Below are 444 nucleotides of genomic sequence, written 5' to 3' on the forward strand. Positions count from 1 at the left end.
TGGCGGCAGCGACATAGGGCAGGCTCAGTCCGTTCGGCACGCCATAGGCACCCGCGTCATAGAGCGAACCGTTGGCGCACCCTTGGCTTAGCTGGGCACGGATGGGAAACCCGTTGGAAACTTCCGGCACAGCCAGCCCTCCAACCGTGCTGGGACCGGGATCGTAGTGGCACAATTGCTTGCCGGTGCGGGACCGATCGTCCTTTTCGTCGAAATGCTCCCAGACGAAGCTGGCCGTGAAATCATCCACGGGACGCCACTGCGCGGTGGTGCGCAAGGACCAGAGATCTCGACCGTTGATCGCGCGGTTGGTCACGGTGTTGTAGTCGAACCCGCTACGATTGGTGTAGGCACCGGCGACGCGCACCGCGAAGGTATCGGTCAGCGGGACGTTGAGCATGCCGCTTACGCGGCGCGTATCGTAATTGCCGACCTCGCCCTTCA

General features: G+C 62.8%; 1 protein-coding gene. It reads right to left on the bottom strand.

Translation table 11 applies throughout. The features are described from left to right. On the bottom strand, positions 1-444 hold a 444-nt coding region (locus tag AACY45_RS28630), incomplete at both ends, for a hypothetical protein (RefSeq protein WP_339548843.1).

This window comes from Pseudomonas sp. RA_35y_Pfl2_P32 (assembly GCF_963970735.1).
Lineage (GTDB): Bacteria > Pseudomonadota > Gammaproteobacteria > Pseudomonadales > Pseudomonadaceae > Aquipseudomonas.